This window comes from Pseudomonas sp. JDS28PS106 (genome assembly GCF_036706555.1).
GTDB lineage: Bacteria > Pseudomonadota > Gammaproteobacteria > Pseudomonadales > Pseudomonadaceae > Aquipseudomonas.
Genome location: NZ_JBAJGT010000003.1, coordinates 127,026 through 153,100 on the forward strand (window position 1 = coordinate 127,026; position 26,075 = coordinate 153,100).

Consider the following 26,075-nt stretch of genomic DNA (forward strand, 5'->3'; position numbering starts at 1 on the left):
ATCGCAGAGTGAATCACTCGCCTTCAGTGCGCACCCCCACGGCCAGTTCACAAAGTGCAGTCGCTTCCTGACGCTGCGAGCGAACGTCTCGGGAACAACGCCTCAAGCCATGATGCGCGACCTCCCCTGTCGGAGATCGCGGTAAATGCCAACCCGCTGCGGATTCTGCGCGCGGCAGCACCCGAATTATCAGGGATACGTGTAGGGTGGAGACGCACAACCATCGGACTGTGTAGCACAAGGCTTGTTTCAGACGCTTCATCTCGTCCGCTACCGATGGTTGATTCCTCCTCCTGACAAAGCTTTTGCTGACAGGGTGTCATATGTCACCACAGCAAGCAGGAAACGTCGTCGCGACTCTCCGGCCCCTCTGGTCGGGAATCTCGCTAGACACTGGAGCGGCAAACCGCTCCTGACGCGCCCTGACACCGACCATGAGAAGTCGTGTGTGCCGAACGCCGTTTCCGGCAGCCCGGAAACCGACGGTACTACATGAAAAGAATGCTGATTAACGCAACTCAACCCGAAGAGTTGCGTGTTGCACTGGTAGACGGCCAGCGCCTATACGATCTGGACATCGAGTCCGGAGCACGCGAGCAGAAGAAGGCCAACATCTACAAAGGCCGTATCACTCGCATCGAACCGAGCCTGGAGGCCGCTTTCGTCGATTTCGGCTCCGAGCGCCACGGCTTCCTGCCCCTCAAGGAAATCTCCCGCGAGTACTTCAAGAAGACCCCCGAAGGCCGCGTCAACATCAAGGACGTCCTGAGCGAAGGCCAGGAAGTCATCGTTCAGGTCGAGAAGGAAGAGCGCGGCAACAAGGGCGCTGCCCTGACCACGTTCATCAGCCTCGCGGGCCGCTATCTGGTCCTGATGCCGAACAACCCCCGCGCCGGCGGCATCTCGCGCCGCATCGAAGGCGAAGAGCGCAATGAACTGCGCGAAGCCCTGAACGGCCTGATCGCTCCCGCCGACATGGGCCTGATCGTGCGCACTGCCGGCCTTGGCCGCAGCAGCGAAGAAATGCAGTGGGACCTCGACTACCTGCTGCAGCTGTGGACCGCCATCAAGGAGGCGTCCCTCGACCGCTCCGCACCGTTCCTGATCTACCAGGAAAGCAACGTCATCATCCGCGCGATCCGCGACTATCTGCGCCAGGACATCGGCGAAGTACTGATCGACAGCGTCGAAGCCCAGGAAGAAGCCCTGACCTTCATCCGCCAGGTGATGCCGCAGTACGCCAGCAAGATCAAGCTCTACGAAGACAGCGTTCCACTGTTCAACCGCTTCCAGATCGAAAGCCAGATCGAAACCGCCTTCCAGCGCGTGGTCGAACTGCCTTCCGGCGGTTCCATCGTCATCGATCCGACCGAAGCGCTGGTGTCCATCGACATCAACTCGGCGCGCGCCACCAAAGGCAGCGACATCGAAGAAACCGCCCTGCAGACCAACCTTGAAGCGGCCGAGGAAATCGCCCGTCAACTGCGTCTGCGCGACATCGGCGGCCTGATCGTTATCGACTTCATCGACATGACGCCGGCCAAGAACCAGCGCGCTGTGGAAGAGAAAGTCCGCGAAAGCCTGGAAGCCGACCGCGCCCGTGTTCAGGTCGGTCGCATCTCCCGTTTCGGCCTGCTGGAAATGTCCCGTCAGCGCCTGCGCCCATCGCTGGGCGAGAGCAGCGGCATCGTCTGCCCGCGCTGCAACGGCACCGGTATCATCCGCGACGTGGAATCCCTGTCGCTGGCGATCCTGCGCCTGATCGAAGAAGAAGCCCTGAAGGACCGTACCGCCGAGGTGCGTGCCCAGGTGCCGATCCCGGTCGCCGCCTTCCTGCTCAACGAGAAGCGCAACTCGATCACCAAGATCGAACTGCGTACCCGCGCCCGCATCGTGATTCTGCCGAACGATCACCTCGAAACGCCGCACTTCGAAGTGCAGCGCCTGCGTGACGACAGCCCGGAAGCCAACAGCAGCCAGACCAGCTACGAAATCGCGGCCGCTGCCGCCGAAGTCGAAGAAATGGCACCACAGGCCGCTGCTACCCGCACCCTGGTCCGCCAGGAAGCCGCGGTCAAGACCGCTCCGGCCCGCGCCAACGCTCCAATGCCAGCCGAGCCGGCAGCCCCGGTCGCGGCGCCTGTCGCCCATGAGCCGAGTCTGTTCAAAGGCCTGGTCAAATCGCTGGTCAGCCTGTTCGCGTCCAAGGAAGAGCCAGCTGCTCCGGCCGTGGTCGAGAAACCGGTCGCCGAGCGTCCTGCGCGCAACGAAGAGCGCCGCAACGGTCGTCAGCAGAGCCGCGGCCGCAACAACCGTCGTGATGAAGATCGCAAACCTCGCGAAGAACGCGCACCGCGTGAAGAGCGTGCCGAGCGCGCGCCGCGTGAAGCCCGCGAAGAACGCGCCCCTCGGGAAGAACGTGCACCACGTGAAGAGCGCGCGCCACGTGAGCCACGTGAAGCCCGCGACAACAGCTCCCCGCGTGAAGAACGCCCTGCCCGTGCACCGCGTGATCGCAAGTCCCGCGAAGACCGTCCGGTCCGCGAACTGCGCGAGCCATTGGATGCCGCACCGGCCGTAGCCGCCGTTCGCGAGGAACGCCCGGAACGCGCGCCACGTGAAGAGCGCCAGCCACGCGCCCCTCGCGAAGCCCGCGAAGAGCGTCAGCCACGCGCCGAGCAGGCCGCCGCCGCAGCCAGCGAAGCGGAAGAAATCCTGCTGAACGAAGAACAGGCGCAGGACGACAACCAGGAAGGCAGCGAAGGCGACCGCCCTCGTCGTCGCTCCCGTGGCCAGCGTCGTCGCAGCAACCGTCGCGAGCGTCAGCGCGATGCGAACGGTGAAGCCATCGAAGGCGCCGACGAAAACGGCAACGAAGAGAGCAGCGCTGCTGCCCAGGCCGCCACGGCGACCGCAGTTGCCGGTGTAATCAGCGCATCGGCCGAAGCCGAAGCTCATCAGCAGGCCGAACGCGCTAACGACGCAGCACAGGCGCCCGCCGCCAGCGAGCCGGTCGTGGTTGCCGAGCAGGCTGAAGCCGCGCAAGCGCCATTGGCACAAGAGAAGCCGAACGACATGCCAGTCGTGGAAGCTCCGGTCGTCGAAGCCCCCGCGGCTGAGGCAGTCGAGAACGACAAGCCTGCAGCTCAGGCGCCAGCGGTCGAGACCCCTGTGGCAGAAGCTCATGCTGTCGAAGCTGCGCCAGTCGAAGCTGTAGAGGCTGAACACGCCGTGGTCGAGACGCCTGCCGTGGAAGCGCCTGTCGTTGCGACAGCTCCGCAAGTCGATGCCACGCCTGACGTTGAAGTCGAGCCAGCCCGTGTCGAAGCGCCTGCACTGGCGGCACCTGCCGAGCAGCCTGAAGCACCGCATGCCGAGCGCGTGACGCCGTTCTCGCCGTCTGTCGACAGCGTTGAGAAGCAAGCCGCCGAGCCAGCGGTCGAGCCACAAGCGGTCGAAGAGGCGCCAGCGCCCTACGTGCCGGTCAAGCTCGAAGCCGAAGCCCCGGAGGTAAAAGCCCCTGAAGTCGAAGCTCCTGCTCCAGCCGAAGCGCCGGCGCTGCCGATGAGCAGCAACGGTCGCGCGCCGAACGATCCTCGTGAAGTGCGTCGTCGCAAGCGTGAGGAAGAAGCTCGTCGTCTGGCAGAGGCTCAACAGGCAAGCGCAGAACCCGCTCCGGCCGCTGCCGAAGCAGAACCTGCGGTAGCCGAGAAGGCGGTGACACTGCCACAGGCCGAGGAAGAGACCGAGACCAAACCTCTCGTCTGATCCCCGCCCATGAAAAAAGCCCTACCTGTGTGAGCAGGTAGGGCTTTTTTTATGCCATCGCGACGCTGAATCGGCGGAGCGCAGGCCTGGATCAGGCTGCTCGAAGCTGCCCCGTCTCAGTACAGGTTCGGTTCCATTTCCAGCCGGACGCCGAAGCGCTCGGCGATATCGCTCTGGATGCGCCGGGCCAGATTCAGCAACTGCTCGCCGCTGGCCTGGCCGTGATTGACCAGCACCAGCGACTGCAAGGCGTGCACGCCAGCGTCACCTTCACGATAGCCTTTCCAGCCTGCCGCTTCGATCAGCCAGCCCGCTGCGACTTTCACGCCGCCATCCGCCTGCGGATAGCCGACCGCGGCCGGATGATCGGCCTTGATGCCGGCAAAAACCCCGGCATCCACGACAGGGTTCTTGAAGAAGCTGCCTGCGTTGCCCAGCACCGCCGGGTCAGGAAGTTTTTCGGCGCGAATGGCGCAGATGGCCCGACTGACGTGCAGCGGCGTGGGCTGCTGCACGCCCATGTCGGCAAGCCGCTGCCTCACGGGTCCGTATTCGAGATGAAGTCCGGCATTGCGGCTGAGCCTGAAACGCACCCGCAGAATCACCCAACGACCCGGCTGCTGTTTGAACAGGCTGTCACGGTAACCGAAGGCGCATTCATCGAGATCGAACGACCGAATTTCGCCGGTCTGTCGATCCAGTGCGTCCAGGCTGTGAAACACGTCCTTGATCTCGACGCCGTAAGCACCGACGTTCTGCATCGGCGCGGCGCCGACCGTGCCGGGGATCAGGCTGAGGTTTTCCAGCCCGCCCAGCCCCAGCTCCAGGCAGGACTGGACAAAGGGATGCCACGGCTCGCCCGCCTCTGCCTCGACGATAGCGTCCTGGCAGTCCTCGCGCAGGATACGTATGCCACGACTGGCCATACGCAGCACCAGGGCTTGCACATCACCGGTCAGCAACAGATTGCTGCCACCGCCGATGACCAGCACCGGCAGATCGTGCTGACGCGCATAAGCGAGCGCTTCGCGCACATCGTCATCGCTGTGCGCCTGCGCGAACAGCGACGCCTGGACATCCACGCCGAACGTATTGAAAGGTTTGAGCGACACCCCGCGCTGAATATCGAGCGTCATTCCGTCACCTCTGCGACTGCCAATGATGGAGGCATCAGCTCTCCAGCAGGCGCTTCACGCGCTCCAGGTCTTCGGGAGTATCTACGCCCGCGGGCGGCGCTTCGAGCGCGTCGGCGACATGAATGCGCACGCCGTTCCAGAGAGCCCGCAGCTGCTCCAGGCTTTCGGTGTTCTCCAGCCAGCAAGGGCCCCAGCTGACGAAGTCGTGCAGAAAGCCCACGCGGTAGGCGTAGATGCCGATATGACGGCGATAAGGGACGCCCACAGGCAGCTCGTCGCGGTTTCTGGCCAGAGCATCACGCGCCCAGGGCAGCGGCGCGCGACTGAAAGTCAACGCCAGGCCGTTTACATCGCTGACGACCTTGACGACATTGGGATTGAACAGCGCCGCCACATCATCGATGGGCTCGGCCAGGGTCGCGATACTCGCTTCAGGGTGGGCCGCCAGATTGGAGGCGACCTGATCGATAACCGCCGGTGGAATCATCGGTTCGTCACCCTGAACGTTGACGACGATCGCATCAGCCGCCAGCTCAAGCTTCGTCGCCACTTCGGCGAGCCGGTCGGTGCCGGAATTGTGATCCTCGCGTGTCATTACCACTTCGGCGCCGAAAGCCTCGCACGCTTGTACGATCCGTGCATCATCAGTGGCGACCACGACGCGCTGGGCGCCGCTTTTGCACGATTGCTCCCAGACATGCTGGATCATGGGTTTGCCGGCGATGTCCGCCAGCGGCTTGCCCGGAAAGCGGCTGGAGCCATAACGTGCAGGAATGACGACGACGAAGTCAGCGCTCATTTCTCCAGGCGCTCCTCGGCGGACAGGGTGCGCGCTTCGCTTTCAAGCATGACCGGAATTCCGTCGCGGATCGGGTATGCCAGGCCCGCGCCCTTACTGATCAGTTCGGTCTTGTCGGCACTGAGCCTCAAGGGCCCCTTGCTGATCGGACAGGCGAGGATATCGAGTAATTTGGTGTCCATAAAAAGTCCTGAAGCCATCAAGAGGAGAAACGGAGTAGCTGCTCGTCGAACCAGCGGACAAAGGCAGCCGAAGGTACGGCGTCCACCGCCAGATACCACCAGTCGTGCGCCGCGAATGCGCGGCATTTCACCGCGTCTTTTTCGGTCATGACCAGCGGTAACGGAGGCGTGAACGTCAGCGCATCAAGGCTGTACTGGGCGTGGTCGGCGTACGCGTGGGTAACCGGTTGCCAGTCTAATCCTTCGAGCGTTTTGAAGAAACGCCGCGGGTTGCCGATCCCGGCCACTGCGTGCACCTGCTGGCCCTTGGCGAAATGATCGAGCGGTCGCCGCTCGCCCGTGCACAGATTGACCAGCGCTGAAGGTTCCAGGGTAAAGGCATAGCCGTCGTCACGGTCGCAGGTGGCGCCGTTGTACAGCACGGCGTCGACGCTGCTCAGGCGCTCGACCGGCTCGCGCAGAGGGCCGCCGGGCAGACAGCGGCGGTTGCCCAGGCCACGCGCGGCATCGATCAGCACGAGCTCCAGATCCCGTGCCAGACGGTAATGCTGCAGACCGTCGTCGCTGAGAATCAAGTCCAGGGATTCGGCGGCCAGCAACGCCCGCACGGCACGACTACGGTCCGGATCGATCATCAGGGGGACACCGCTGCGCTGCACGATGAGCAGCGGCTCGTCGCCCGCCTGAGCGGCATCCTGGTTGGCGTGCACTCGCCATGGCAGGCTGGGCGGCCGGGCGCCGTAGCCGCGACTGACCACCCCGACCTTCAGCCCTCTGGCGCGGCAGTGTTCGATCATCCACAGGATCAGCGGCGTCTTGCCCGTACCGCCGACCGTGATATTGCCCACCACCAGCACCGGCACCGGCGCCCGGTAAATGTCGCCCTCGCCGGCCAGAAACCGCTCGCGCTTGCCATTCACGACACGACGATAAAGTGATTCCAGAGGACGCAGTAATGCCAGCGCCGGATGGCCGGTGTACCAGGCGTCGAGTAAACGGTCGGTCAGTGCCATCAGTTAGCCGGCGCGGCCTCGACAGTGGTCATGCGCAGATGGCTGAAACCCAGCTTGCCGGCCGCATCCATGGCGATGATGACCGATTGATGCGGCGTCTTGCCGTCAGCGCTGATCGACAGCGGCAGGCTGGTGTCTCCCGCCGACTCGCGCTGCAAGGCGTCGATCAACGTACTCAGATCGTTCTTGGGCAGCAGCTGGTTATTCAGGGAAAACTGTCCGTCGGCATTGATCGCGATGTCGAGTTGCTTTTCACTCACGTCATCGGCCGAGGCGCCGGTCACCGCCTGAGGCAAGTCGACGCGCAACTGGGTTTCACGCGTGAACGTGGTGGTGACAATGAAGAACAGCAGCAGGATGAACACCACGTCGATCAAGGCAACCAGATTGACGTCGATGGTTTCCCGCGGCCTGCGGCGACGGAATTTCACTTCTTCTTGCCTCCAGCGCCAGCGCGGGCCAGCGCCTTGAGGTCGACCTTGGCATTGATCAGATCGACTTCACGATCGCCCTGCACCACCTCGACCAGCCGGATGGCCTGTTGCTCCATGCCGACGACCAGTTCATCGACGCGGCTTTGCAGAAAACGATGAAAGAAGATGGCCGGAATCGCCACGCACAGACCCGACGCCGTACAGATCAGCGCCTTGGAGATACCGCCGGCCAGCACGCCGGCATTGGCGGTCGCTCCGGAGCTGCTGAACGAGCCAAAAATGTCGATCATCCCCAGCACCGTACCGAGCAGACCGAGCAGCGGCGCCATCGAGGCTATCGAGCCCAGCGCGCTCAGGTAGCGCTCCAGGTCATGAATGACGCGCGCGGCGGCTTCCTCGATGCATTCTTTCATGATCTCGCGACCATGTTTGGAATTGGCCAGGCCCGCGGCAAGGATTTCACCCAGCGGCGAATCGGCGCGCAGGGCCTTGAGCTTCTCGCCGTCCAGCTTGTTGTCCTGAATCCACTGCCACACCTGCCCCAGCAGATGGGGCGGCGTGATGCGGCTGGCACGCAGGGTCCAGAGCCGCTCGATGATGATGCCGGCAGCGGCGATGGAACTCAGAATGATCGGCAGCATCATCCAGCCACCGGATTTGACCAGCTCCCACACAGCAACGCCCCCCGCAAAAAATTGGCGCCACTCTAACATAGCGTCGACGACAGTCCGAAGCCCCAGTGCAACATCCGTTGCGCGGGTGACGGAAAGGCGCTTTTTCTGGCCGGATGCCAGTATTTGCAGCGGTTCGCTGCGTTCAGTCTCGCCAGAATCTTCTTTCGTCATGCAGGGAGCGGGGTTGCGCGAATGTGCCCAGGCGCAGCGTGATCGCGCCGAGTTCCGCGCTGTCGTAGGTCGCGATGCCAAACCATCGGTAACGAGACATGACCAACGGATGCGGATGGCCGAACGCATTGTTGCGCCCTCGGGAAATCAATACACCGACCGGCGCGACGGCGCGCAACAAGGCGGCCGACGACGAGGAACGACTGCCATGATGTGGTGCCTGTAACCAGTGGGCGCGTAGGTCGAAACCGCTGGCGATGGCTGCCCGCTCGGCATCCATATCGACGTCACCGCTCAACAGCAGGCGCTCGCCCCCGGCATCGACGCTGAGCATGCAGGAGGACGGATTGCCCTCTGGAGCCTGCGTCCACTGCCAAGTGGCAAAGCGCACGCCGTCCCATTCCCAGGATTCTTCCGTGTTGCAAGGTTGCGCGCCAAGCGAGGCCCACAGCTTGTCCGGCTCGCCACTGAGCACTCGCGTCACAGGAAATGCCTCTTTCACGGCGCCTGCGCCACCCGCGTGGTCGGCGTCGGCATGACTGAGCAGCATAAGATCCAGGCGGCGCACGCCGGCCTTGCGCAAGACCGGGACCACGACCCTGTCGCCGAGATCGAATTCGCCGAAACGCGGGCCCGCGTCGTACAACAACGAGTGATTGCGGGTTCGCAGCAAGATCGCCAGGCCCTGCCCGACATCCAGTTGCAGCACTTCGACCTGGCTTGGCGGAATCTGCCTGAGCGGGGGAAAGACGCACAGCAACAGCAGCGGCCAGCCCAGCGGACGTATCGGCAGACCGGCAGGCATCAGGATCAGCAACGCGCCCAGCACGCTCAGGGCCCAGGCCCATCCCGGCACGGCCGCAGGTAGCCAGGGCGGGATGTCACTGGCGATCCAGCCGAGCGCCCCGAACAGCGCCTCCAGCGCGCCGCCCGCCAGCCATAGCAAGCCCGATCCCAAGAACGGGATCGCCAGCAGCAAAGTGCCGAGCAGCGCCAGCGGCAGGACGACGAGACTCACCCAAGGCACGGCGAACAAGTTGGCGAACGGGCCGCTGATACTGACCGGAAGATTCAGCGCCAGCAGGATCGGCAGGAGCCCTGTAGCGATCAGCCACTGAGCGCGGGTCCAGCTTTGCCACCAGGACCAGGCCCCCAGACGCGCGCCAAAGATCAGCATCAGGATGGCGACCGCGCCAAACGACAGCCAAAAGCCGGGTTGCAGGCTGACCAGCGGCTCTAAAATCAGCACGACATTGAGTGAGACCAGAAACGGCCAGAGCAGCCCGAGCTGACGAAAGCGCAGCCGCCAGAGCAGGACCATCGCGACCATCACGCAGGCGCGCCGCACCGGTACATCGAACCCGGCCAGCAAGCCATAACCCACGGCCGCCGTCAGCGCCAGACCGCAAGCCCAGGGCAGCCACGGCAGACCGGGCGGCCACCAGCCGCGTCGCGCCAGGCCGCCGACCAGCAAATAGACCGCGCCCGCCAGCAGACCGATGTGCTGGCCGGAAATGACCAACAGGTGCACGGTTCCGGTGTTCTGCAGCACCTGCCAGTCCGCCCGCGACAAGCCCGCGCCGTCACCGAGCACCAGCGCCGCGAGGCCGCCTTCCCGGCCTTGCGCATCCACCGCCAGCAGCCGCTGCCGAATGCCGTCACGCCAGGCACCGGCCGCCGGCTCAAGACGCCGGCCGTCCACGACACTGCCGGTGGCGCCGATGCGCTGCGCCAGCAGCCAGGCCTGATAATCGAACGCATGGGGATTGAGCAGACCCGCGGGCCGTTTGAGCTTGACTGCCAATTGCCAGCGCTCGCCGCTGCGAACCGGCGGCCCGCCGTACCAGGCGATGCGTATCAGGGAAGGCAATCGAGCGCGCCGCGACTCGGCGTCCGCGAGTTCGAAACGCACCACGCCCTCGCTCTCGCTCGGCAGCCCCACGACCTGCCCCTGCAACCACAGCGTTTGCCCGTCAAGATCAGGTGACAGCCGATCATCCAGCGCTCGCTGCGCTGAAAAGCAGGCCCAGGTGAAACCGAACAGAAACAAGGCCAGCGGATAGCTGCGAAACGGCAGCAGCGCCAACCCCACGACTGGCAGGACGAGCAGCAGCCACCCCGGCGGCAAAGCCGGCAGCAGGCGTAAAGACAGCAGACCCAAGGCCAGCGCGATCATCCCTGTGCGCATGGACATCCCTCGAAGCGGTGAGCTTTAAGGATTAGCGCATGGGTTGGATTTCAGGGTAATTCGAGTATTTCAGGGTTTGAAGCGATGATCGCCAGCGAGCTGGCTCCTACGACGGTACAACCCGTAGGAGCCAGCTTGCTGGCGATGGCGTTACTGCCTCATCCCCCGCCCGCTGACCAGCAGCCGGGCGCAGCTGAAATACAGCACCACGGTCGCGACCACCATGAACGCCATTGCAATGCTGATACGGATGTCGGAAACGCCCAGAATCCCGAAGCGGAAGGCGTTGACCATGTGCAGGACCGGGTTGGCCAGCGAGACGGTCTGCCAGAACGGCGGCAGCAGGTTGATCGAGTAGAAGACCCCGCCCAGGTAAGTCAGCGGTGTCAGGACGAAGGTCGGGATGATCGAGATGTCGTCGAAGTTGCGCGCGAATACCGCGTTGATGAAGCCCAACAGCGAGAAGATGGTCGCTGTCAGGACCACGACCACGACGGTCACGCCCAGATGGTGAACCTGCAGGTCGGTAAAAAACATCGACAGCAGCGTCACGATACAGCCCACCGCCAGGCCGCGCAGGACGCCGCCCAGGGTGTAGCCTACCAGAATGGTGTGCGGCGACACCGGCGAGACCATCAGCTCTTCGATGGAGTGCTGGAACTTGGCGCCGAAGAAGCTCGACACCACGTTGCCGTACGAGTTGGTGATCACCGACATCATGATCAGGCCCGGCACGATGTACTGCATGTAACTGAAGCCGCCCATATCGCCGATCTGGCGGCCGATCAGGTTACCGAAGATCACGAAGTACAAAACCATGGTGATCGCGGGCGGCAGCAAGGTTTGCGGCCAGATCCGCATGAACCGGCGCACCTCGCGGTAGACGATGGTCTGCAGCGCAATCAGGTTGGGGCGCAGTTCGCCCGTGTGAGCCGTCATAGAGCCACCTTCGCCAGATTTTTTTCCACCAGTGACACGAACAACTCCTCTAGGCGATTGGATTTATTGCGCAGGCTCAACACTTCGATGTTCTGCAAAGCCAGTTGGGTGAACAGCGCGGTGATACCGATGCTCTTGTCGACCTGGACTTCCAGCGTATGGCTGTCCAGCAGTTTGCACGGATAGCCCGGCAGGTTCGGCGCGGTCTGATGGGCGTTTTTGAGGTCCAGTACGAAGGTTTCCACGGTCAGGGTGCTGAGCAGCTGCTTCATGCCGGTGTTCTGCACGATGGTCCCGTGGTCGATGATGCCGATGTTGCGGCACAACTGTTCGGCTTCTTCCAGGTAATGGGTGGTGAGGATGATGGTGATGCCCTTCTGGTTCAGCTCGGTGAGAAAGGTCCACATCGAGCGACGCAGTTCGATGTCCACGCCTGCGGTGGGTTCGTCGAGGATGAGCAGTCGCGGCTCGTGGATCAGCGCACGGGCAATCATCAGCCGGCGCTTCATGCCGCCCGACAGCGAGCGCGAGGGTACGTCGCGTTTGTCCCACAACCCCAACTGGGTCAGGTACTGCTCGGCGCGTTCCTTGGCGACCTTCGCCGGGATGCCGTAGTAACCGGCCTGGGTCACGACGATATCGAAGGTTTTCTCGAACTGGTTGAAATTGAACTCCTGGGGCACTACGCCGATGCTGCGCTTGAGCGCGGCGGGCTCGCGGTCCAGATCATGGCCGAAAATGTTCACCGTCCCGCTGGTCTTGTTGACCAGTGTGGAGATGATGCCGATGGTGGTGGATTTGCCGGCGCCGTTCGGGCCGAGCAAGGCGAAGAAGTCACCTTCGGCGACGTCCAGATCGATGCCATTCAGGGCCTGGAAACCGTTGCCGTAGGTTTTGGTGAGCTGCCGGATGGACAGAGCGGAAGACATATCGGGAAAAGTACCAAATCAGAAAATAGAAGATCGAACGAGCCGCCGCAGGCGACTGGCATGAGAGATCAGGCCGCCAATGTTGATCGGGCTGCTCTCTCAAGTACAGACACATCTATTAATAGTAATTATCAAGCGGCGGGACGAAAGGTCGAAAACCCTGCTCAGGTTAGAGGCGTCATCACCGCCTTGCGATAAGCCGGGCGCTCTTTCAGGCGCTCGTACCAGGCTTGGAGATGAGGCAACGGAGGACGCTCGATCGGCATTTCGAACCAGGCGTAGGCGAAGCTGCCTAGTGGAATGTCGCCCATGCCGAAGGCGTCGCCCGACAGCCAGGGTTGCCGGGCCAGGGCAGCATCGGCGACAGCCAGCAACCCGTGCAGCGTCTGTACGCCCTGCCCGATCGCCGTCCAGTCCTGCTCTGCCGCGGGCGTGCGCAAGACACCCCAGAACACCGGGATGAAAGGCGTCGCGATGGTCGATGTGGTCCAGTCCATCCATTTGTCCGCTTCTGCCCGGACCTTGGGATCGGTCGGATAGAAACCCGACTCGCTGCCATACTGGGCCGCCAGATAACGCACGATCGCGTTGGATTCCCAGAGCACCAGGTCACCGTCTTCCAGCGTCGGAATCCGGCCGTTGGGGTTCAACGCCCGATACTCGGGCTCGTTCACCACTCCGAATGCACCGCCGGCGTCCCGGGTTTCATAGGGCAGACCGAGCTCTTCGGCGACCCACAGTGCCTTGCGCACGTTGCTGGAATTCTTGCGTCCCCAGATTCTGAGCATTGCGTTCCTCTCGCGGGCTTCGTGATAAATGATCGGCAAACAGTCTACTCCGATACGCGCGCAACTTCCTTGGTCACGCAGGGTCACTATCGAGTCACCCTCGCCCTGGGTCTGATCGCGACCCGTTCCGCGTTCATCACGGAGGATTGCTTATGCTGCTGTTGTGGATTCTGGTACTGATCATCGGCATCGCCTGGCTGGCGCATCGGCGGATCGAACCGCTGCCCGCCCTGGGAATCATCGCGGTCTACCTCTTGGCGATGGGCATATTCAGCTACGCGCCGGGCTGGCTGCTGACGATTTTCTGGGTGCTGTGGCTGGCTGTGCTGGTGCCTCTGGTGCTGCCTGACCTGCGCCGCCGGTATTTCACCGCGCCGATGTTCAACTGGCTCAAGAAAGTATTGCCGCCCATGTCGGCGACCGAGCGCGATGCCATCGACGCGGGTACCGTCTGGTGGGACGGCGAGCTGTTCAGTGGTCGCCCGAACTGGGACAAGTTGCTGGCCTATCCGAAAGTGCAGCTGAGTGCCGAAGAACAGGCCTTCATCGACGGCCCGACCGAAGAGCTGTGCGCGATGGTCAGCGACTGGGAAATCGGCCAGGCCATGGACCTGCCACCTGAGGCCTGGACGCATATCAAGGAGCACGGTTTCTTTGCCCTGATCATCCCCAAGGAGTACGGCGGCAAAGGGTTTTCGGCCTACGCCCACTCACAGGTGGCAATGAAACTGGCAACCCGCAGCGGCGATCTGGCCTCAACCGTGATGGTCCCCAACTCCCTGGGCCCCGCCGAGTTGCTGCTGCATTACGGCACTGAAGAACAGCGTAACCATTATCTGCCGCGTCTGGCACGTGGCGAGGATATCCCGTGCTTCGCGCTGACCGGCCCCCACGCCGGGTCGGATGCGGGTGCGATGCCCGACACCGGCATCGTGTGCAAAGGTCAGTGGCAAGGCGAGGAAGTCATCGGTCTGCGCCTGACCTGGGATAAGCGCTACATCACCCTGGGCCCGGTCGCCACTCTGCTGGGCCTGGCGTTCAAGGCATACGATCCGGACCATCTGCTGGGTGACGAAACGGATCTGGGGATCAGCCTGGCGCTGATCCCGACGGACACCCCCGGCGTGAATATCGGACGTCGGCATGCGCCATTGGGTGCCGCGTTCATGAACGGTCCGAATTCGGGCAAGGACGTGTTCGTGCCCCTGAGCTATCTGATCGGCGGCCAGCAGATGCTTGGCAAGGGCTGGATGATGCTCATGAACTGCCTGTCCGTGGGCCGTTCGATTTCGCTGCCCGCGGTCGGCACCGGCGCAGCCAAGTACACCAGCCTGGTGACCGGCCAGTACGCGCAGGTCCGCGAGCAGTTCAACGTGCCGCTGGCAGCGTTCGAAGGCATCCAGGAATCCCTGGCGCGTATCGGCGGCAATGCCTGGCTGATGGACAGCGCGCGGATGCTGACCGCCAACGCGGTGGATCTCGGAGAGAAGCCTTCGGTGCTGTCCGCCATCCTCAAGTACCACCTGACCGAGCGTGGCCGGGAATGTATCCGCCACGCCATGGACGTGCATGGCGGCAAGGCCATCATCATGGGGCCCAACAATTACCTGGCCCGCAACTGGCAGAGCGCGCCGATCTTCATCACCGTCGAAGGCGCGAACATCTTGTCGCGCAACCTGATGATCTTCGGCCAGGGCGCGATTCGCTGTCATCCGTTCGTGCTCAAGGAAATGGCGCTGGCCGCGCGCAGCGACCGTGACAACGCGCTGGTCGAGTTCGATACGCTGCTGCTCAAACACATCGGCTTTGCGGTAAGCAACGCGGCCAGTACGCTGGTGCTGAACCTGGGCTTCGGGCATTTCGAGCATGCCCCGGGTGACAGCTTGAGCAAGGGTTACTTCCGTGCGCTCAATCGTCAGGCCGCAGCGTTCGCGCTGTTGGCAGACCTGAGCATGATGCTGCTGGGCGGCGAGCTGAAACGTCGCGAGCGACTCTCGGCGCGGCTCGGGGATGCACTGAGCTACCTGTATCTCTCTTCGGCAGCACTCAAGCGTTATCACGACATGGGATCGCCCGATCATGTGCGTCCGTTGTTCCAGTGGGCGATGGAGGAAAGCCTCGGTCAAGGTGAATGCGCGCTGGACGAGTTGCTGGCCAACTTCCCCAACCGGGTGTTGGGAGCGCTGCTGCGGGCTGTGGTATTCCCGCTGGGGCGCCGGCATAAAGGTCCTTCCGACCGGCTGGATGCCGAGGTGGCGCAGGTGCTTGGACGTGCCAAGGGCGATCCGACGCTGGAAGAGTTGCTGGTCGGCTGCTACCGCCCGCAATCGCCGGACGACGCAGTGGGTGCGCTGCAACATGCCAGTGACCTGTTGAACACGGCTCACCCAATCCGCAAAAAACTGCTGATGGCGGTCAAGAGCGGCCAATTGCAGGTGGTGGCCGGCGAGCCGCTGATCGATGCCGCACTGCGCGACGGCGTCCTGCAATTGGGCGAAGCCGAGACCTTGCGAGCCGCGGAGGCGGCTCGACTCAAGGTCATCGATGTGGATGATTTTGACCCGCAGGCCATGACGGCGACGCCCGGCAAAGTCCGATAACCGTCGGCAGGTCACCACAGCAGGCGCGCAGAGCTTTATACTCTCGCGCCTGTTTTTGCATTTGAGGATCATATCATGGCCGACGCCATTCTCGACCACCATCTCAGCCTGCTGACGCACCTGCGCAGCATCCTGGTCGCGCTGGGCGAGGCCGACCAGGTTCCCGAGGAAAGCCACGGGCTGTTCATGGAGCGCTTCGACGAACTGATCGAGCTGCTGCCGCAAGACCCGATCGAGAGCCAGTACCTGGGCCAGGACATCCTCTGCCAGGTCATCCAGCGCTACCCGCAGATCGCGCACCTGGTCCCTCGTGACCTGCTGTGGTTCTTCGGCGGCGACTGTCTGCACTTCATGCCCGACGAAGAAATCGACATGTACACCGCTCTGGAAGAACGTCGTTACGAGGCCGAGCAGAACGACGAGCCGTTCGACTGGAACCAGGAAAAACAGTTGATGGCCCTGTCCGCGCAGGACAGCAAGCATTGATGGGCTTGATCGCGGCTAAAGCCGCTCCTACGTAGGAGCGGCTTTAGCCGCGATCTGCCGCAAAGCGGCAGCAAAACTGGATGACGCGCCGCGTCATGTATCGCCAGCAAGCTGGCTCCCACGGACAGCGCGACCTGCAGGAGCGGTCGGGCGGCGCCTCAGCTGATGCTTGCCAACATCTCCGTCGCCATCTGCCGATGCTGCTCGTCGGACTCTTCGACCACCTTGTTGAGAATGTCACGGGCTGCCTCGAAGTCGCCTTCGTCGATCAGCATCTGCGCCTGGTTGATCTGGGTCAGCGGGGCTTCGTCGAGTTCGAGCAAATCGAATTCGGAATCGTCGCCCATGAAGCTGTCGAGGAATTCGTCACTCAGGGGGTCGTCATCCAGCTGCAGGACGGGATCGGCGATTTCGTCCTGTACCGCCACCGGTTCCGGCTCGTCGAAATCACTGAGAAACTGCTCGTCCGACAGCTCGAAAACTTCCGGCAGCTCATTCAGGTTTGAAGAAAATGCCGGATCCACGTCTGGCGCCGCCGGGGTCGCCACGGGCTTGGCCCGAGTCGGCGGCGGTTCGAACGGGTCGACCAAGTCCCAGTCGGCGTCCATGGACAGGTCGTCGAGGTTCAGGTGGAACTCGTCTGCCGGTTCCGGATTCAGCGCGGCGGCCGTAGTTTCGTCCAGTTGCAGATCCATCTCCGCAGCGGTGACCGCTGCCGCTGCGGGGATCGCAACCGGCGCCACCACCGCTGCCGCCTTGGGCGCTTCGGTGGGCCTGAGCTGCGGATAACGCCGACGGATCTCTTCGATCTTGTCTGGCTCGACGCCGTGATCCAGCGCGTCCTGCTCTTCACGGGCGAAGCCGTTGACGTCGCCCTGCTCCGCCAGTAGCTCCAGAATTCTGATGCGGATGTCTTCGCGTTCCGGCTCGGCTTCCATGGCGTTGCGCAAAATACCCAGCGCCTCGTTGAAACGGCCGTAAGCGATGTAGATGCTCACGCCATCCAGGGCGTCCGGAGCGCCTCCCGCTGGCCGGGTCGGGCGAGTTGCGGCTTGCGGCGGCTGGATCTGCGGCGCGGGCTGAGGCGTGACTGCAGCTATTTCCTGGACCGGCAAGGTCGGCGCCTGAGCCGGCTTGAGCAGGTGTTCATCGTGAGCCATGGCCGGCGCTTCGGGCAGCGGCCGTGCTTGACGGCGCTTGCTGAGGGCGTAGGCGATCAGCAAGACAATCAGCGCGCCGATAGCCAGCAACAGCGGAATACTCAGAAACGGCTCGGGCTGGCTTGCTGGCACCGGGGCAGCCGTCACTGGCATTGCGGTCTCAAGAGCGGAGGCCGGCGCCGCCGGCGCGGCGCTGACCGGAACCACGGCAGCCGGCGGCGCAGCGGGTGCCTGGACCTGAGCCAGGTCGGCGCGCAACGCGGTGATTTCCTTGTCCTTGCCGGCCATTTCCTCTTGCAATGCCACGGCCCGCGCCGTCAGCGCTTCGAGCTCTCTGGCCAGCCGCTGACTTTCCTGGGTAGAAGCAGCGAGTTGCTCGGTGGCTCGCTGTAGCTCCGCGGCCTGGGCAGCTGGAGCGGAGGCCGTCGCCGGGCGAGGCTTGTTCTGGTTCGCCGCCGGCGGCGCGACCGGCAGACGGGACTGCGCCTCGCTTGCCGCGATGCTCTGCGATTGCCTGCTACGGGTCGCGGCAAGACCTTGGGGCGAAGTGGCAGGATCGAGCAGCAGCGTGTACTCGTGCAGCAGATCGCCGTTGGGACGCGACAACTGCACCAGGAAATTCAGGTAGGGCTCGGTGACGGCCTTGCTGGACACCACGCGCACGACGCCGCGATTGCCCTGCACCTGTGGGGTGAAACGCAGGTCATTGAGGAAGAACACCCGCTCGATATCGGCCTTGGCGAAGGCTTCGGGTGAAGCCAGCCGCACGACGATGTCATCCGCGTTCAGGCCATTAGTTTCCAGCAGCTGGATTTCGGCATTCAACGGCTGATTCAAAGCCGAATGCAGGGTGATCTCCCCCAGCCCCAATGCCGCGGCCCAGGCGGACCAGCCCAGCGTCGAGACGGCCAGAGCGACCGTCGCCAACTGCCGGGCGGCCAGATATACGAAGCTGCGTCGCCGCGTACCGCGCTCGGGGACGTCTTGACGGTTGACACTGCGCACCTGGGCGGCTGCGCTCTCGAAAACGATCTGAGAACTTTTCAGCATGCGAACCCTTATGGAAACCACGACAGGCTTCTCACGTAATCAAATGGAAATCGGCCCCCTGAGTATGGGCGAGAACGCGCCGGGCCGTCTCAGCTTCTTTCCAGATTGCCGAGGATTCGCGCATGCACCCGCATGCACACCTTGAGATCGGCGTCGTCCACGCCTTCAAACAGCTCGGCGCGCAACGCGTTGGCAATGGTTTCGATCTTTTCGATCAGGGGCAGCGCCGTATCACTGAGCAGAATCTTCTTGGCGCGCCGGTCTTCCGGGACGGCCTGGCGCTGCACCAGCCCGCCGCTTTCCAGGCTGTCGAGCAGGCGCGCCAGGGTCGGCCCCTCGACGCCGACGCTCTGCGCCAGTTCACGTTGGGTAGGCGGCTCCTCGAAGCGGGCCAGATGCAGCAGCACCAGCCAGCGGGCCTGGGACAGACCGAGGTCGGCGAGACGCCGGTCCAGCTCGGCGCGCCAGCCACGGGAAATATGTGCAAGTTGCATCCCGAAACGATGTTCGTCGGTCAAAGGCATAGATAACTCGTCATTGAAACTAATTATTAGCGAGCTAAGCATGCTCTCCGCGAACAGGCAAGGGCGCGCCTGTGGTGTTTCGTCGCGTGGTCAGAGTTCGAATTCCGACTGTAGCGCAGCCCGCACGCAATACAGCACGCCTTCGGGGACCCGGCCGGTGAATTGTTCGGCTATCGAGGCCACCGACGGCAGCTCGCCCTCCCCGTCGAGAAAGGCGTCCTGAATTTCGCCCATCAGGTCCTCCGGGAGATCCAGCGCCTGCTCCACCGACACCTGTTGTTTGCCGATGGCTTCGGCCAGCAAGGTGTAGACGTTCTTCTCGGAGCATTGCAGCTGACCGGCGATCTGCGCGGGCGTCATGCCGGCGCGGGCCAGACTGATCAGCTCATGACGCACGTCGGTGACCACCCGTGGCGCGTCGGCCTTGCCACTGAGCACTTCGAGGAACGCCTCGCCGTAACGCTCCAGCTTGCGCGCGCCGACTCCGCTGACGCGGCCCATTTCGGCCATCGAACCGGGCTTGCTGCGCAACATTTCCAGCAGCGTCGAGTCGGGAAAGATGACGTAGGGCGGCACCGCGTGCTCTTCAGCCAGCTTGCGCCGCAAGGTCCGCAGCGCCTCCCACTGCTCGCGCTCCTCGCCACGCACCAGCTGGCTCGCCGGGCTGCCGGAACTGCTGCGGGCAGCGACCTGGGGCTTGAGATCGCGGCGCAGTTCCAGCGTCACTTCGCCGCGCAACAGCGGGCGGCAGCTATCGGACAGGCGCAGTCCGCCGTAGCCTTCCAGATCGATGTCGGCCAGCCCCCGGGCGACCAGCTGGCGGAACAACGAACGCCACTCTCCCTCCGAACGATCCTTGCCGACGCCGAACACCGACAGACGCTGGTGGCCGAGGCTCTCGATCTTTTCCGTCGATTTGCCCAGCAGCACGTCCACCAGATGGCCGACGCCATAACGCTGGCCGGTGCGATAGATGGCCGACAAGGCCTGGCGCGCGGGCTCGGTAGCGTCCCAGGTCTGTACCCCATCGACACAGTTGTCGCAGTGGCCGCATGGCTGGGGCATGTCTTCATCGAAATAGGCCAGCAGGGTCTGGCGCCGGCACCGGGTTTCTTCGCAGAGCGCCAGCATGGCATCGAGCTTGTGGTGTTCCAGGCGCTTGTGGCGCTCGTCGCCCTCGGAATTCTGCAGCATCTGCTTGAGCATCAGCACGTCCTGCAGGCCGTAGGCCATCCAGGCATCGGCCGGCAACCCGTCACGACCCGCGCGACCGGTTTCCTGGTAATAAGCTTCCAGCGACTTGGGCAGATCCATATGCGCGACGAAACGCACGTTGGGTTTGTCGATGCCCATGCCGAACGCGATGGTCGCCACCATGATCAGCCCTTCCTCATTCAGGAAACGCTTCTGGTTGGCGGCCCGGGTTTCCGCCGGCAGGCCGGCGTGGTACGGCAGCGCGGGGTAGCCGTTGTCGCTGAGGAACACCGCGACCTCGTCGACCTTCTTGCGCGACAGGCAATAGACGATCCCGGCGTCGGAGCGTCGCTGCGAAAGGAAACTCAGCAACTGCTTGCGCGGCTGCTCCTTGGGCACGATGCGATAAAAAATATTGGGGCGGTCGAAACTGGACAGGAACCGCTCGGCGTTCTGCAGATGCAGACGCGTGACGATTTCCTCGCGGGTACGCTTGTCGGCCGTGGCGGTCAGCGCGATCCGCGGCACATCCGGAAACATTTCCGCCAACTGCCCCAATTGCAGGTATTCGGGACGGAAGTCGTGGCCCCATTGGGATACGCAATGAGCTTCATCGATCGCGAACAGTGCGATCTTGAGGTTTTGCAGAAACGCCAGCATGCGTGGCTGGACCAGACGTTCCGGCGCCAGATAGAGCATCTTGACCTGGCCCTGGCGAATCCGGTTGGCCAGATCCCGCTGCTGCTCGGGACTCAGGGTAGAGTTCAACGACGCCGCCGCCACGCCCAGTTCATCGAGGGTCGCGACCTGATCGTCCATCAGGGCGATCAAGGGCGAAACCACCACACACAGCCCGTCACGCAGCAGGCCTGGGACCTGGAAGCACAGGGACTTGCCGCCCCCGGTCGGCATCAGCACCAGCGCATCACCGCCCGAAGCCACGCGCTCGATAATGGCACCCTGGCGACCGCGAAAGCTGTCGTAGCCGAAGATGTCTTTAAGTACGCGTTGAGCCTGTTCGAGCATAGAAACCCCGGATTGTCCTGCTGCACTGCAAAGCGCGCCAGTATACCCGAGCAACCGGGGCCGAGGGTCGGCTGCGACATGAGCGGTCGAAATTCAGCGCATTCGGTATCCGCGCTGGCGCCCCGCTCGCTCAGCGCCTAGAATTCAGCATCGTTTATTTCCAAGGTAGTCCGTCCATGTCCTTCGCTGAGCAACTTACCCGCCTGCAAGTCTTTCTCGATGCAGATGAACTGCACGAAGAAGCACTGGACTACGTGGCCGCCCATGGCTACCTGACCGCCTTGTCGATCTGCGCCGAGCCTGTGCCGGAGCGCGAATGGATCGATGCGCTGTTCTCCGAGCCGCCGCATTACAGCAGCGACGCCCAGCGCGAGGAAATCGAAACCACACTGGTCCTGCTGCAGGCGCACATCGCGCGTCAGCTGGCGTCCGACGAAGAGTTCGAACTGCCTTGCGACCTTGACCTGGGCGACGATCCGGACGATTCCGACCTGCGTGGCTGGTGCATCGGCTTCATGGAAGGCGTCTTCCTGCGCGAGAACGCCTGGTTCGAAAGCGCCGAGGAAGAAGTCAGCGAAATGCTGCTGCCGATCATGGTCGGTTCGGGCCTGTTCGACGAACAGCCCGAATTCTCCGACATCGCTCAGGATGCGAACCTGATGGACGACATGATCGTGCAGATCCCGGAAGCGCTGACCGCCCTGTACCTGCTGTGCCAGGCGCCCGACGAGAAGCCCGCCATTCTCAAGCCACGCCACCACTGAGTCGGCGCCTATGGCGCAAGACATGCCGCGCACCAGTCGTCATCGATCGGTGCGCTATCTGCTACTGGGCGCCGCATGGCTCAGCGTGACGCTCGGCGTCATCGGTATATTCCTGCCGGTTCTGCCCACCACGCCCTTTCTGCTGCTGGCCGCCGCCTGCTTCGCCCGCAGTTCGCCACGCTTCTACCAGTGGCTGATCCAGCATAAGCGCTTCGGCCCGTTGATCCGGGACTACCTGGAAGGCAGAGGCATGCCGGTCAAAGCCAAGGTGTACGCCATCGCTACCATGTGGCTGAGCATTGGCGTCTCCTGCTATCTCATCCCGCTGCCCTGGGTGCGGGTGTTCATGCTGATCAGCGCTGTGCTGGTGACGCTGTATATCCTCAGGCAGAAGACGGCGCGGAAATAAGCCTGCGCCAAGGGTTAGGGTCCGCGTCGTCTGTGTCGCGACCAAGGTCCCTCCCACGATGTCCGTGCCCCTTCGCTTGTTCTGCTTGGCTCGGGTGAGCAATCTTTTGCGCTGGTGCGCAACGCCTTGCGCAATCCTCAGGGCGAGTGGACGCTAAATAAACAAGCAAGCTCCTGATTTAAAAGACAAATACTCACCTGGCACGCCTCTTGTAATCCGTTCTGCTTTTAGCCCATCGCCACGGAGGCTCGGCATGGCCGATAAGAACGGCACCCTGCAAGAGCGGCGCGCCACATCGTTTCCCCGCACTGTCGCCAGCGCCATCAGTTCCTGCCCTTTCAAAGGACCGGACATCGCCATCGTGCCGGTGCGCTACGCACTGGACCGGTCGCGCTTCGATATCGATGGCGAAGCCCTCAAGCCCTTGCCCAAAGACGGGGTCTGGGCACAGCTGCCGGCGCTGCATACGCGCGGTTATACCCTTCGCCAGTTGTACGAGGGCTTTGTATACGTATTCGACGAGACCGCCGATACCTTTCATGAATACGCGGTCAGCGGCGCGGATGCGACGCTCACGCCCATCGCCCGAGCCGGGGCCTCGCCCGCAGCGGACATGCCCCCGCCCCGGTCTTATCTCTCTTACCCCCGCACCCATCGGCTGCGCCTTGGCTTTTCATCCCGGCCGTGGAGCCCACGACTGTGCGAACAGATGCGCGCCAGTCCCGAGCATCGCGCCCGCTGGATGACCGCTCTGGATCTGTCGAGCTACAGCCAGACCATGGCCGAACCCGGCACCCTGCCGCTGCGCCGGATCGCCGAAGCGGTGGCCGATATCGATACGCAGAATGTGGCCCACGACGGTCGCTTCGACGATTCGTGCGTGCCGACTACCGAGGGCGCTGCCGACGAGCCACTGTGTTCGCCCGCCGGCCTCGACGCGCGCTGGCTGGGCTGCGTGCCGGATCAGGACAGCGCCCTGCTTATCGCTCTGGACGACCCGCTGGCGGTGCTCACCGACCTGGGTCTGCAACTGGCCGCCGATCAGGCAGCGTTACAGGCATGGCAGGAGTCGCACGCGCACAAGACGCAGATGGCCCAAGTGGTCACCAACCTGTGCGCCAGCAGCGACAAAGCTGACCACCTGCCCTTTATGGTCAGAAACGATGTAGCCCGGACCCAGGCCTACCTTGGCGAGCGGGACGCGGTGCTCGATCAGCGGTTCATGGAAGAGAAAGAGTCCTTGGCAAGTTCAGTTCGTGGCGACGCACTGGTGACGCCCGTTGTCCTGCACAGCCGGGAGATGGAAGCCGCGTTCGAAGCCAGATATTGCACGCCCATTTCCGCCGAGGACCATGCTTCGTGGAGCCGCCGTGCCAAATGGCGGAGAGAAGTCGATGTAGAAGGCGCGCGCGCCTATATCACCGAGCACAAGCCGACCGGCGATCAACTGGAGCATGACCTGCGCGATACCCAGGCCGATTTCACCCTGTGGGCCGAGCACATCGGGATCGACCCCGGCGCATTGTTCCTCGACACCACCGACCCGGACAGCCTGCTGTATCTGCAAGGCATCATGAGCGAGCTGTTGGCGATCTTCGCTCAGGACCTCAAGACCCATGCCTGGCTGCTGGCTCAGGACGACAAGGCCACCACCCTGTTCGGCACGCTGCGCTACGGCTTTTCGCCAGGCCTCAAGCATGCGCTGGACCAGGAAGCGGATCGGTTGCTCAACGGGCTTGGCGACTACGCCAACCTCGCCACTCGGGTAGGTGAGCTGAATGCCGTGCTCAACCATCCGAAGGTCGCCAACTCAAGCTGGATGAAGCTGCTCAAGGATGGCGCGCGTGAAACGCTGGAAGCCATGAGTGCCTTGGCGGCGGGTAAAGGCCGAGCGCTCGCCGAAACACTTCTTACGGCCTGGGTACCGGTGGACAGTCTGCGAGTCAAGGGCGGCGAACGCAGCCTGCCGGCATTGATTCGCAGCCTGATGATCGGTCAGGTCCTGGCTGACTCCCCGCAGCGTCTTGCCATCGATGTCGAGGTGCGCAGCCGGCTCAGGTCCTGGACGCAACGTATGCAACTGCTCGACAAGCAGATTCTTGAACTGCGCCGCCAATGGCAGCACGCCAATATTCACGGCCCCAGCCGGCGCAGCCTGTCGCACCAATTGCAACAACTTGACCACGCGCGGCAGCGGCACCTTTTGCAGATCCCGGCGCTGCTCGACTTCGAGGACCGGCAGTACGCGAAATTGGTGCATCAAGAGGTTCTGGCATTCTTTGACTCCGGTGAGCCGCTGGAAAAATGGCAGGCCCGCGCCAACCGCTGGCTCGGACATCAGGTCGGTCATCTCGCAACCGCCGTGACCTGGGGCGTAGTCATGATCAACTTTATCAGCACCGCCTTTCTCTACGCCGACCTTACCCGCGACGGCAATGTCAGCGAGCGGGATCTGGTCAAGGTGGGTTATGGCCTGGCTTATACCGGAAATTTGCTAATGGGGGTTTATGTGGCGGCGCCTTGGGCGATTGTGCAGGCGGCGCAGCCGGTACTGATCGAGAGAGATACAGTGAGCATTCTGCAGCGTTCGGCTTCGTACTGGGCGGCTCGAGGCAATCTGGCTTGGGCTGATGCGATTCGGGGGTTTCGTAAAGGCATGATAGCGATGGGGGCCTTGGGGGTGCTTGGGGCAGTCTTGGAATTGAACGATCTTTCTTCGGAAATAGAAAACGCGACCATGTCCGAAGATCGTTTCCTACTGTATTCCAAGGGGGTCGCCGTATTGATCATGGGCGCCATACCTTTGATTCAACTGGCCGCAGGCATTTTTCGTGCAGGTATTTTTGCGGCCCTCGCAGCGCACCCAGCTTCGATCATCATCGCGTTCATCGCAGGAGCCATTTACTTTATTATTTCCATGCTCCTGTATAGCCTAAAGCAGGATAGCATCGGCTTTTGGCTGCGCAGATGCTGCTGGTCAATATCAACAGAAAACCTCTATCCGCGCACTACGGAAGGAGCTTTTGAAGAACAGCGCCGCTTTATAGAAATTGCATTAAGCCCTCTGATCATGGTCAGGCAAACTTTCCATTACGAGAACCAGCCAGATTTTGAATTCGGGGAAGTACCGGTAAAAGTCCAGGACGGGGCCTGGATCCAGATTCTTTTGCCTGACAGGCTGCGTGGCCGCTCAATTGAATTCAATATTATCAGCAGCGAACGCCCCTTGGGTGGCTGGTCAGTTGAAAAAATCAAGAACCCTGTCATTGACTCATTTCTCAATCAAGGCTTCTTCAAACCCGCCGCATCCTTTGGCTCCGTAACGACTCAAAAGCCTGAAAAATCAAACGATCGGTTTTTTCCACCCGTTCCGCGTCAGGGTGAGCATGCGGTATGGCATACCTGGATCCCGCTTGACACCAAAGCAGACTTTGTCGAACTTCAGATATGGTATCCCTCGGATATTGTACGGCCAGGCTCGGAAGATATTGGGTATCTATACCAGATCGAGCTAAGCGATAAAGGTCAAGCCGCCACGGACGGCCTACTCGCCGTCGAACTAGCAGTTAAAGCCCTGACTCGCCCAATGAGCACCGCACACAAATTGGAAATCCCCGAATGACCAATTTATCTCACCGAATTAAAACCCCAGCCAGACACAATAACAATGATAATGCAACCAAGGGCACCGGCCCAATCGTAGGCCGCCTGTTGAAATGGTCCATAAAATCAATGTCTGGTAGCCCTCGAGACAGAATAATTCTGCAGGCGGTAGCAGGCTCATCGATTGCGATTATGTACATGATATTTTCAGTCATATTCTGGAAACACCTAAAGAACA

Annotated in this window: 19 protein-coding genes; 6 read left to right on the forward strand and 13 right to left on the reverse strand. The window is 62.5% G+C overall.

Annotation, left to right across the window (positions count from 1 at the left end; all coding sequences use genetic code 11):
* The first annotated feature begins 492 nt into the window (after positions 1–492).
* Positions 493–3,768, forward strand: coding sequence for a ribonuclease E (rne, locus tag TRP66_RS05895; RefSeq protein ID WP_442965172.1), 3,276 nt, complete (start codon positions 493–495; stop codon positions 3,766–3,768).
* A 116-nt stretch (positions 3,769–3,884) separates the two neighbouring features.
* Here the strand turns inward: rne and murB are convergent, their stop codons facing one another.
* The 10 genes from murB to TRP66_RS05945 form a co-directional block, all read right to left on the reverse strand.
* On the reverse strand, positions 3,885–4,904 hold the full coding sequence (gene murB, locus TRP66_RS05900) for a UDP-N-acetylmuramate dehydrogenase (RefSeq protein ID WP_333400439.1): 1,020 nt from the start codon (positions 4,902–4,904) through the stop codon (positions 3,885–3,887).
* Positions 4,905–4,938: 34 nt separating this feature from the next.
* On the reverse strand, positions 4,939–5,703 hold the full coding sequence (gene kdsB / locus TRP66_RS05905; RefSeq protein ID WP_333400440.1) for a 3-deoxy-manno-octulosonate cytidylyltransferase: 765 nt from the start codon (positions 5,701–5,703) through the stop codon (positions 4,939–4,941).
* Entirely contained in the window at positions 5,700–5,885 is a 186-nt protein-coding gene (locus tag TRP66_RS05910) for a Trm112 family protein (RefSeq protein ID WP_333400441.1), read from the reverse strand. The genes kdsB and TRP66_RS05910 overlap by 4 nt, the downstream gene beginning before the upstream one ends.
* Before the next feature lie 17 nt (positions 5,886–5,902).
* Entirely contained in the window at positions 5,903–6,898 is a 996-nt protein-coding gene (gene lpxK / locus TRP66_RS05915; RefSeq protein ID WP_333400442.1) for a tetraacyldisaccharide 4'-kinase, read from the reverse strand.
* A complete protein-coding gene (locus tag TRP66_RS05920) occupies positions 6,898–7,329 on the reverse strand; it encodes an ExbD/TolR family protein (protein ID WP_333400443.1) in 432 nt (143 codons plus the stop codon). Before TRP66_RS05920 ends, lpxK begins: the two co-directional genes overlap by 1 nt.
* A complete protein-coding gene (locus tag TRP66_RS05925; protein WP_442965173.1) occupies positions 7,326–8,006 on the reverse strand; it encodes a MotA/TolQ/ExbB proton channel family protein in 681 nt (226 codons plus the stop codon). The genes TRP66_RS05920 and TRP66_RS05925 overlap by 4 nt, the downstream gene beginning before the upstream one ends.
* A gap of 142 nt (positions 8,007–8,148) precedes the next feature.
* Positions 8,149–10,365 (reverse strand): DNA internalization-related competence protein ComEC/Rec2, encoded by a 2,217-nt coding sequence (locus TRP66_RS05930; protein ID WP_333400445.1) that lies wholly within the window; start codon positions 10,363–10,365, stop codon positions 8,149–8,151.
* Between the two features lie 150 nt (positions 10,366–10,515).
* The gene (locus TRP66_RS05935; protein WP_333400446.1) at positions 10,516–11,304 is read right to left on the reverse strand and encodes an ABC transporter permease; all 789 of its coding nucleotides are present in this window, start codon (positions 11,302–11,304) and stop codon (positions 10,516–10,518) included.
* Positions 11,301–12,233: an ABC transporter ATP-binding protein gene (locus tag TRP66_RS05940; protein ID WP_333400447.1), complete on the reverse strand. Its 933-nt coding sequence runs from the start codon at positions 12,231–12,233 to the stop codon at positions 11,301–11,303. Before TRP66_RS05940 ends, TRP66_RS05935 begins: the two co-directional genes overlap by 4 nt.
* A gap of 164 nt (positions 12,234–12,397) precedes the next feature.
* The gene (locus tag TRP66_RS05945) at positions 12,398–13,021 is read right to left on the reverse strand and encodes a glutathione S-transferase family protein (RefSeq protein WP_333400448.1); all 624 of its coding nucleotides are present in this window, start codon (positions 13,019–13,021) and stop codon (positions 12,398–12,400) included.
* Between the two features lie 152 nt (positions 13,022–13,173).
* On the opposite strand from TRP66_RS05945, the gene TRP66_RS05950 reads away from it, so the two are divergent.
* The gene (locus TRP66_RS05950) at positions 13,174–15,621 is read left to right on the forward strand and encodes an acyl-CoA dehydrogenase (protein WP_333400449.1); all 2,448 of its coding nucleotides are present in this window, start codon (positions 13,174–13,176) and stop codon (positions 15,619–15,621) included.
* 75 nt (positions 15,622–15,696) lie between these two features.
* Entirely contained in the window at positions 15,697–16,107 is a 411-nt protein-coding gene (locus TRP66_RS05955; RefSeq protein WP_333400450.1) for a PA2817 family protein, read from the forward strand.
* 158 nt (positions 16,108–16,265) lie between these two features.
* On the opposite strand, the gene TRP66_RS05960 is transcribed toward TRP66_RS05955, so the two are convergent.
* The 3 genes from TRP66_RS05960 to recQ form a co-directional block, all read right to left on the reverse strand.
* Entirely contained in the window at positions 16,266–18,317 is a 2,052-nt protein-coding gene (locus TRP66_RS05960; RefSeq protein ID WP_333400451.1) for a type IV pilus assembly protein FimV, read from the reverse strand.
* Positions 18,318–18,406: 89 nt separating this feature from the next.
* A complete protein-coding gene (locus tag TRP66_RS05965) occupies positions 18,407–18,841 on the reverse strand; it encodes a MarR family transcriptional regulator (protein WP_333400452.1) in 435 nt (144 codons plus the stop codon).
* 90 nt (positions 18,842–18,931) lie between these two features.
* Positions 18,932–21,061 (reverse strand): DNA helicase RecQ, encoded by a 2,130-nt coding sequence (recQ, locus tag TRP66_RS05970; protein ID WP_333400453.1) that lies wholly within the window; start codon positions 21,059–21,061, stop codon positions 18,932–18,934.
* Positions 21,062–21,237: 176 nt separating this feature from the next.
* On the opposite strand from recQ, the gene TRP66_RS05975 reads away from it, so the two are divergent.
* The 3 genes from TRP66_RS05975 to TRP66_RS05985 all read left to right on the forward strand — a co-directional run bounded on the left by TRP66_RS05975 (position 21,238) and on the right by TRP66_RS05985 (position 25,856).
* Positions 21,238–21,825, forward strand: coding sequence for a YecA family protein (locus TRP66_RS05975; RefSeq protein WP_333400454.1), 588 nt, complete (start codon positions 21,238–21,240; stop codon positions 21,823–21,825).
* Positions 21,826–21,835: 10 nt separating this feature from the next.
* Positions 21,836–22,234 carry a YbaN family protein gene (locus tag TRP66_RS05980; protein WP_333400455.1) on the forward strand — a complete coding sequence of 133 codons (399 nt, stop codon included), beginning with the start codon at positions 21,836–21,838 and terminating at the stop codon, positions 22,232–22,234.
* A gap of 253 nt (positions 22,235–22,487) precedes the next feature.
* A complete protein-coding gene (locus TRP66_RS05985; protein WP_333400456.1) occupies positions 22,488–25,856 on the forward strand; it encodes a toxin VasX in 3,369 nt (1,122 codons plus the stop codon).
* Positions 25,857–26,075: the final 219 nt, after the last annotated feature.